Consider the following 7,912-nt stretch of genomic DNA (forward strand, 5'->3'; position numbering starts at 1 on the left):
GAATTATTCGCGATCGCACCTTTTTTGACCGACTTCACAAAATCGCGTTGCTCCCCGGGGGATTTGCTTTTACTCAGGTACAGAAAAAGGAAATTCTCTGACTTGTAAATGTTGTGGAAACTCTTCAATGTCTCCCCCTTTCTTGTCGCGGGTTTTAAATCTTTGTTGGTCAAAGAAAGCATTCGCCCCCAACTGCTTCATAAACACAGGTGTTTTAACTACGTGACACTGTTGGATAATTGATTCAAGCCATTCAATGTGGCATGGTCTTGAACCAGGGCCAGACTCTCCGCCACAGATTAACCATTGAACTTGGTTTAAATACGGACTTATATCGCCCAAATCTTCTAGTAATGGCTCAACCGACCAAAACCGAATATCAACAGGAATCTGAGCAAGGAATTGACTACGTTCTTCAAGAATGCGACTATTTTCAATAGAAGTGCCAACCCAAATATTTGAAGGCAGTTTGTCTAGCTCTTGACTATCAAGCCATTCCGCCACGGATGAAAACATAATTTCTGGATGCTTGGTAAGTATTTGGAATGTTTGCAAAGGAGCAGCGAACATTCCATCTAACATTTCATGTTGCCAAAAACGCGGAACCCACTTACCAAAAACATCAGTCGGGCTATTGAACGCCGTTAACCAATCGCGTTTCTTGGCGATGCTAACTCTTGTAGACGCTCCGCGTAGCAAGATCCTCGTAGGGGTACGGCAGGCAACGCCTACGCCCAACTGTGGGTAATGTACTGCTAACTATGAAAGCGTTTTAGGGAAAAGCAATTTGCTTTCCTTTGACCTGACAAACATTCTGCAACTTTTAGTTACAGTTTGTCAACCCCCAATTGCACAATTTTGGTTGATTTCAAACATAGTAATTCAGCCAAGCTACAGCCAAATACTTTACATAAGCCAACGATCATCTCAGGGGTTGCCCCTTTGACTTCTAACTCGGTTTCCATCTTGTTTAAATACTGGCGAGAGATATCAACACCATGCTCCTTTAGTTTTTTAGACAAACTTACTAATGGCATATCGCCACGCAATGAACGCAGTTTTTGACTGCGCTGCTCTGTCCATTTAATAGAACCCACTTCATTTAGTGGTATCATTACAACCTCTTCTATTTGTTATCGGCTTGTCACGCTTTGCAATATTTAGTTGACAAATTCAATAGTTATCTGCCACTATTAGTAGCAAAATTTGAGCCAATACGATGGTGTACCCACCTGTCGTAGGCAATTCTTTGCTATGTCATCCATATTTTGTTCTTTAGAAAGATGAGAGATGTAGGGATAACTAGGCGTATCGGCGTTCGTAGAACAGCAACCCTATTGAATCTCTTGGAGCTAACTGCAATGCAAAATGCTTATGGGGTGCAACTAACCAGAATGAAGAATTATGTTTGCCTGTAGCGATCAGCACAAGCTCCACTGACTCAACGTTGAGATGGGTAGCGACCAGAGCGAGGCTTTTTTCGAGATTTAGGGCAAGTAATGGCAAATCCATCTTCTGATTCATATCGTTTACCCTTTTCTCATGCTACCGTCAAACAAAATAGAAAAGTGTGATAACTCCCTTTCAGGCAAGGCGACGACGCTTGACTCAAAAGAAGAGGGGCAAATGTCCAAAATTTTTTTGAGTTGTAATAGCCAGGAGCAAGTAATTCAATGCATAGAGGTGTTCGGCTCTTTAGTATACGTCGGAGCGCCTAAAGCCCTCAAACCGTCAATTAACTTTTAGATAAAAAACGAAAAAACAACAACGGAGAAACTAACAATGGCTGGTAAGTTGATTGACAAAGTAGCAATTGTAACAGGGGCATCGTCTGGTATTGGCGAGGCTACAGCACTGGCGCTGGCATCAGTTGGCGCTACGGTAGTAATTGCTGCCCGTCGAAGCGATCGCTTGCAAGCCATAGAAGCCCGTATTACTGACACTGGTGGAAAAGCCTTATCCATTACTGCTGATGTTTCAGATGAGGCGCAGGTAGAAGCATTGGTGAACCAAACTCATGCAAAATTTGGCAGAGTTGATATTCTGATCAATAATGCAGGGGTGATGCTGTTAGGTCTGATTGACGGTGCAGATACAGAAGACTGGCGACGCATGATCAATCTCAATGTATTGGGATTGATGTATGCTACTCACAAAGTTTTACCTTTGATGAAGGCACAAGGTGCTGGGCACATCGTCAACATTTCATCGGTTGCAGGTCGAGTTGCAAACGCTGGAAGTGGTGTTTACAACGCCAGTAAATGGGCAGTTGGTGCGTTTAGTGAAGCACTTCGCAAAGAGGTCTATCAAAATAACATCCGCGTCACGATTATTGAACCAGGGTTAGTGGCAACAGAGCTACCGCAGCACATTACGGATTCCACTGCACTAGAGCAGGCAAAAAACTTTTACGGTTCGGTCAAAAATCTGGAGAGTGAAGATATTGCCAATGCGATCGTTTATGCCGTCACACAGCCGTCACACGTTAACGTCAACGAAATCTTGATCCGCCCAACTGAACAAGAACGCTAATCGACACACTCTTAAAACTCAATACTTCCCCTATTTAAAACGGTAATACCTAAGCTTGCCATCTTCTACTGGTTGCCGTGACCTGTAGACAGCCTCACTTGTAGATACTGTCCTAAAATCTACACTGGGGATTCATCAATTCGCTCCTTTTCCTCCCGTTGCTGTTGCCGATAATCCAGCACCTTTTGCACGAAGAGAATATCATCAGGATTAAAGCTGTGATACCTAACCCGCCTGCCCGATTACCATAGGTCGCCGTGACTGGGTAGACAAACCCAGTTGCTCTAGATATTGCCCCAAAATCCAGATAAGAGATTCCGATAGCGGGCTAGTCAGGTTGAGTATCGCCTTAATGTAAAGCGGATTGCGTTTAGAGAACTGTGCTAGAGCTTTTACAGTTGCCTCAATCCTCGTAACCTCAACCCCCTGCCTTGACGAGGTTTCACCTTAACGAGCGTGCCATTCGCTTATAGTCTCTACCTACCGCTTCTGTGTCAAACACTCCTCAATCGGCCATCCAAACTGCTCCCACATAGACAGCTTGTTCCAGTCCTTGATGAACTCGACTAATTTCCCGTTCTCTACCCTGAATGTGGCAGTGGCTGTCCGCTGTGCCTTCTTGCCAGGAGGAAAAATATTCCCATGCGGTTGGCCGCTATGGCTTTCCTCGGCTGTATACCTCAGACACACCCTATCTTCTTTCGCAAAGAGAATATCGAAACTAACAAAGTAGAGATCGTTAACCTGCTTCATCACCTCACCATGTTCCTGGGCATATTCCTCCAATGTATGGACATTGGGAAAAGTAGTGGGAGCGATAAATGTATTGTTTAATGCACACAGATGCGCTACTGTTAAGGCGCTGGCACGCTTAGGATCATAGGCGATCTGCATATATTCCTTTACAAGCTCAATGTTTTTCTACCTTGCGGTGTGTAATTGTTTCTCATCTCCCCCATGCTTGCACCTGACTTGGATTTCTAGAATGATCTAATAAACTGTACAGATGTTAGCACTCATACACTCCAACCAACCGCGCTTGCTTAATCACATGGTTAGCGATCGCATTCTCAAAATATCGATGTCGAGTTGAGAAGTCGCTCTAAATGCATATTTACAGCAGATTTCAGGTAAATGAGGTCAGCAAGGTGGGGCAATCAAGGGTGAGTTGGATGGATATGAATCAAAAATAGCTGCAATGGTTGAGAGATACCCAGATGCAACATTATTGGAATACTGTGAATATTGGGGTGCAAACTATAATCATTGGGTAAGTACAAGTACGATGTGTCGTGCATTGCAAAAACAAAAACTCACAGTAAAAAAAAGACGTTACGTAGCAGTCAAGCAAAGACAGAAAGAGTCCAAAATTTGAGAATTAGGTATTGGCAGAAAGTTAAAGAAATAGAGCCAGAAAACTTGGTATTTATTGATGAAATGGGCGTTTTATTAGGTTGAACACGTTCCTTAGCCCGCAGCCCTCATGGAACTAGAGTGTATGATTTTAAACCGTTTTATCGGGGAGCGAAGGTAACAGTAATTGGGGCAATAAGCATAAAACAAGTTTTGGCTGTTATAACATTGAATGGTTCAATGGATGGAAACGCATTTCAAGTCTTTATCGAAAAGTGTTTACTTCCTCAATTATGGTCGGGTACTGTAGAAGTTAATTGATAATGTTCCAGCACATAAAGTCGAAGAGATTGAGCCTTTAATTCTATCAAAAGGCGCAAGTGTTCTTTATCAGTCTCCTTATTCTCCTGACTTTAATCCAATCGAACATTGGTGGTCACAATTAAAAGCTTTTTTACGTTCCTTTTCTCCAACTACTGCGAAAATGGTTGATGTTTTAATTGCAACTGCTCTCGATTTGATTAATTCGGTGCATTTAAAAAACTGGTTTAAAAACTGTTGTTACTGTACCTCATAAACCTGCAATACGCTGTATATTAATGCTTTAAATAAACTAGAAGGCATCAAAAATATCAATTTGCATATTGAAGAAGTCATTGGTGAAGATAAAACAGTTGATGTTGTTGTAGAGATTTTTAACACTGTCAATAGCGGAGGAACCAAACTATCTAAAGATGATTTAGCACTAGCAAAAGTTTGCGCCCAATGGCCTGATGCTCGTAATGAACTCAAAGCACGTCTGGCAAAATGGAATAAAGCAGGTTTTGACTTTCGTTTGGAGTGGTTGCTGAGGTGCATTAACGTAGTTATTACTGGAGAAGCAGTGTTTTCCGCGCTCAAAGATGTTAAAACTGCGACATTTTAAGACGGGCTATATAAGACAGAAAAAGCTATTGATACGCTGCTCAACCTCATTTCTGCTCGGCTTGGACTTGACCACAATCGTGTACTAGGTGGCATTTACGCCTTTCCTCTCATGGTGCGTTACCTTGTTGGGCGTGGTGGACATCTTAGAGATCACACAGAGCGCGACAAGTTACTGTACTGGTATGTACATACTTTATTGTGGGGACGGTACGCAGGCTCAACTGAGAGCGTTCTAGCCCAAGATTTACACGTATTGGAATCTGAAGATAATCCGCTAGACCAACTTATCGCCAACCTACGGCAAAATCGCGGAGACTTGGAAATCAAAGCTATTGACTTTCAAGGTTGGGGTGTGGGAGCAAGGTTTTACCCATTAGTTTATATGCTCACTCGTGTGCATCAAGCACAAGATTGGGATAGTGGCATCGAACTATCCAAACATCTTCTTGGTAAACATAACTATTTGCAAGTCCATCATATTTTTCCTAAATCGCTACTTTCCAAAGCTGGATATCCCAAATCTGAAGTTAACGCGATGGCGCAAGCGCCCGCCGTAGGCGATCGCTAACCTGACATTTCTAACCCAAGAAACCAACCTCAAAGTCTCAAACCGACATCCCTCAGAGTATTTCGAGGCATTCGAGCAAATCCAACCGGGTGCGATTGCAACGCACTGGATACCAATGGAACGCAGTTTGTAGCAAATTGAAAACTACCGTGATTTCTTAACCGCACGTCGTGACTCCTTAGCTCAAGCTGCCAATAAATTTTTGAATAGCTTATTCGCTGGGGATATTCCAGAAGCAAAAGCGACAGATTCTGTTTTAGAACCAGAAGCGGAAAGCTCTACTGCGGTTGTACCACTGGCTGAAGAACGAATTCTGGAAGAATGTAATGTATGGGTGCAGGAGCAGAGATTACCGATGGGTGAATGGATGTACGAAATTGCTGATTCGACAAGAACAGTGAGTGCAGTACTTGATTTAGCATGGCCCAATGGTTTGCAATCCGGGAAAAGTCAACCAGTTGCCCTGATAATTGATGCAGATCAGGAAATAGAAGAGGCTGCAAATCGTCTTGGTTATCGCTATTTTACGGACATAGACAGGTTCAAAAGCTATGTAATTCAAGAAGTTTTAGCTATTCAGTTTCCGTCACTAGAGGATTATAAACAAGCTTTTATAGCTATCAGCAGCCAACTGACGGATAGCCATAAACTTATGCTCAAAGCTCACTATCATGCACCTGGACAAATTATCACTGCAACTGAGTTAGCAGAGGCGGCTGGATATGAGTATTTTGGCGGTGCAAATCTCCAATACGCCAGAATCGCAGAACTGGTTGCAAATTACTTAAACTATTCGCCACGTCAATACGATGATAGTGGTAAACCATTCTGGTCACTAATGTTAGCTTCTGGTTATTGGAAAAGTTTAGAAGATACCGAAAGTGCTACTCAACGAGAATGGCAGTGGCAGTTACGGGAACGGGTTAGTCAAGCTTTAGAAGATTTAGGTTGGGTATAAGCCAGGTATAAATCTTTCTAATTTAGTTACTCTCTGGAACGTAAATCTATATGGCTATTCTCTTCCAACTTATCGGTACATTAATCAAGTGGACTGCAATCGCTATTATCTACCTCACACCCGTTCTAAGTGTCTGGTTAGCATCTTCCCTAGCTGCATACAATAATCGTTCTACTTCTTTAGCCGTACTAGCAGGGGTGTTTTTATTTCCCGTCTTTCCTTTACTGTGGGAACTATGGGCGCAAAGCAAGAGAAGCAAGGGCAGTCGGAGCAAAAAGCGCATTTTGACTTGGGGCGATCACCTAACGCTCAGAACTCTTGTAATTAACTTTGTGGCGATCGCTGCTTTATTAGTATGGCAACCGCGTTTGAGTTTTGTAGCTCTCTCAACGCGAGGCTACTGGATGCTTGGTGATTTGCAAGGACAAACAGCACAGCTAATTTGACAGAATTTATTCAAGCTGGCAAATGGTTTGGAAGGAATATATCTCAGCTTCAATAAAAATCCTTTTGAACGTTACGATGATGGCAGTAGTAAAGTCCAACCACAACCCCAAACTAATCGAGATCCTTTTGAGAATTTAAAACCGCAAGATACTGCCAAACCACAGCCTGCTAATAATACCAATGGTTGGGCGCGGGAAGGTATGGAAATACATCCCGCAGTTGCCAATATGCCCAGCAGTGTAGAGACAAGCATTGCATTAGTTGCTCAGTATATTGTTAGTAAGGAATCAGATCAGGTACAGCGAATTAAAGCTCTTCACGATTACGTTGCAGATCGAATTGCATACGATGCTGAATCTTATTTTGCAGGGCAATATCCTCCACAAGATGCCGAAACTGTATTTAGAACTCGTAAGTCTGTGTGTGCCGACTATGCAAAATTATTAGAAGCATTGGGTAAAGCGGCTGGAGAAGAAATCATTTATGTTGTAGGAGATGCACGGACTCAAACCAGCGACCTTAGCGGTCAGGGTCACGCGTAGAATGCAGCAAAAGTAAAAGGACAATGGTACTTAATTGATGCTACTTGGGATAGCGGTTATGTAGATCGCTCGTCAGGTTTTACAAAGAACTACCGTACTGAATACTTAATGCCGCCATCAGAAGTTATGGTGATCAGCCATTTTCCGAAAGATCCTGCTTGGCAGCTGTTATCAAATCCATTACTGCTTGGTGAGTTTTTGCGCCAGCCGATGATGAAACCAAAGTTTTTTGCTGATGGCTTGCAACTTGTCAGCCCTGTGCGATGGGCTTACGCCCCGCCGTAGGCGATCGCAGACGAATGTAGGTGATGAAGCAAAATTAGTATTGGCAAATCCCAAGAATGTTTGGTTATTAGCTAGCTATAACCCAAAAGGTGGGGGCAACTCCCAATCCTGTGGTCACGCGGTACAAGGCGATCAAGTTACATGTAAGCTCCCTGCTTCCGGTTCCTATGAAATGCGGTTATTTACCTCTACTGAAAGTCAGGGTGAATTCAATTATGTAGGGCAATTAGAGTTTAACAAGTCGTGATCAATACCCAGTAAACCAAAAAGTTTTTCACCAAAGAGCGATCGCTAAAATAA

13 protein-coding genes are annotated in these 7,912 nt (G+C 42.9%); 9 read left to right on the forward strand and 4 right to left on the reverse strand.

Annotated elements, in window-relative coordinates:
- Positions 1 to 69 precede the first annotated feature (69 nt).
- The 3 genes from Q0541_RS10770 to Q0541_RS10780 all read right to left on the reverse strand — a co-directional run bounded on the left by Q0541_RS10770 (position 70) and on the right by Q0541_RS10780 (position 1,524).
- Positions 70 to 738, reverse strand: a complete 669-nt coding sequence (locus tag Q0541_RS10770) for a DUF5131 family protein (protein ID WP_298909467.1) — start codon at positions 736 to 738, stop codon at positions 70 to 72.
- 89 nt (positions 739 to 827) lie between these two features.
- Positions 828 to 1,115, reverse strand: a complete 288-nt coding sequence (locus tag Q0541_RS10775) for a helix-turn-helix domain-containing protein (RefSeq protein ID WP_298909470.1) — start codon at positions 1,113 to 1,115, stop codon at positions 828 to 830.
- Between the two features lie 187 nt (positions 1,116 to 1,302).
- The gene (locus Q0541_RS10780; RefSeq protein ID WP_298909473.1) at positions 1,303 to 1,524 is read right to left on the reverse strand and encodes a hypothetical protein; all 222 of its coding nucleotides are present in this window, start codon (positions 1,522 to 1,524) and stop codon (positions 1,303 to 1,305) included.
- A 258-nt stretch (positions 1,525 to 1,782) separates the two neighbouring features.
- Here Q0541_RS10780 and Q0541_RS10785 point away from each other — a divergent pair, with 258 nt between their 5' ends.
- Positions 1,783 to 2,532, forward strand: a complete 750-nt coding sequence (locus Q0541_RS10785) for an SDR family NAD(P)-dependent oxidoreductase (RefSeq protein WP_298909476.1) — start codon at positions 1,783 to 1,785, stop codon at positions 2,530 to 2,532.
- Between the two features lie 480 nt (positions 2,533 to 3,012).
- Here the strand turns inward: Q0541_RS10785 and Q0541_RS10790 are convergent, their stop codons facing one another.
- A complete protein-coding gene (locus tag Q0541_RS10790; protein ID WP_298909478.1) occupies positions 3,013 to 3,426 on the reverse strand; it encodes an ester cyclase in 414 nt (137 codons plus the stop codon).
- 775 nt (positions 3,427 to 4,201) lie between these two features.
- Between Q0541_RS10790 and Q0541_RS34405 the strand changes: the two genes are divergently transcribed.
- The 8 genes from Q0541_RS34405 (at position 4,202) to Q0541_RS10825 (ending at position 7,859) form a co-directional block, all read left to right on the forward strand.
- The gene (locus Q0541_RS34405; protein WP_366941856.1) at positions 4,202 to 4,462 is read left to right on the forward strand and encodes a transposase; all 261 of its coding nucleotides are present in this window, start codon (positions 4,202 to 4,204) and stop codon (positions 4,460 to 4,462) included.
- A 60-nt stretch (positions 4,463 to 4,522) separates the two neighbouring features.
- Positions 4,523 to 4,810 (forward strand): hypothetical protein, encoded by a 288-nt coding sequence (locus Q0541_RS10795; protein WP_298909481.1) that lies wholly within the window; start codon positions 4,523 to 4,525, stop codon positions 4,808 to 4,810.
- 111 nt (positions 4,811 to 4,921) lie between these two features.
- Complete coding sequence (locus tag Q0541_RS10800; protein ID WP_298909484.1) at positions 4,922 to 5,380, forward strand: hypothetical protein; 459 nt, start codon at positions 4,922 to 4,924, stop codon at positions 5,378 to 5,380.
- A 202-nt stretch (positions 5,381 to 5,582) separates the two neighbouring features.
- Positions 5,583 to 6,338: a hypothetical protein gene (locus tag Q0541_RS10805; RefSeq protein ID WP_298909486.1), complete on the forward strand. Its 756-nt coding sequence runs from the start codon at positions 5,583 to 5,585 to the stop codon at positions 6,336 to 6,338.
- Between the two features lie 50 nt (positions 6,339 to 6,388).
- Positions 6,389 to 6,784, forward strand: a complete 396-nt coding sequence (locus Q0541_RS10810) for a hypothetical protein (RefSeq protein WP_298909488.1) — start codon at positions 6,389 to 6,391, stop codon at positions 6,782 to 6,784.
- Between the two features lie 27 nt (positions 6,785 to 6,811).
- On the forward strand, positions 6,812 to 7,327 hold the full coding sequence (locus Q0541_RS10815) for a transglutaminase-like domain-containing protein (protein ID WP_298909489.1): 516 nt from the start codon (positions 6,812 to 6,814) through the stop codon (positions 7,325 to 7,327).
- A gap of 108 nt (positions 7,328 to 7,435) precedes the next feature.
- Positions 7,436 to 7,612: a hypothetical protein gene (locus tag Q0541_RS10820; protein ID WP_298909492.1), complete on the forward strand. Its 177-nt coding sequence runs from the start codon at positions 7,436 to 7,438 to the stop codon at positions 7,610 to 7,612.
- Positions 7,563 to 7,859, forward strand: coding sequence for a hypothetical protein (locus Q0541_RS10825; protein ID WP_298909495.1), 297 nt, complete (start codon positions 7,563 to 7,565; stop codon positions 7,857 to 7,859). Before Q0541_RS10820 ends, Q0541_RS10825 begins: the two co-directional genes overlap by 50 nt.
- The last annotated feature ends 53 nt before the right edge of the window (positions 7,860 to 7,912 follow it).

This window comes from uncultured Nostoc sp., from assembly GCF_937863485.1.
Lineage (GTDB): Bacteria > Cyanobacteriota > Cyanobacteriia > Cyanobacteriales > Nostocaceae > Nostoc.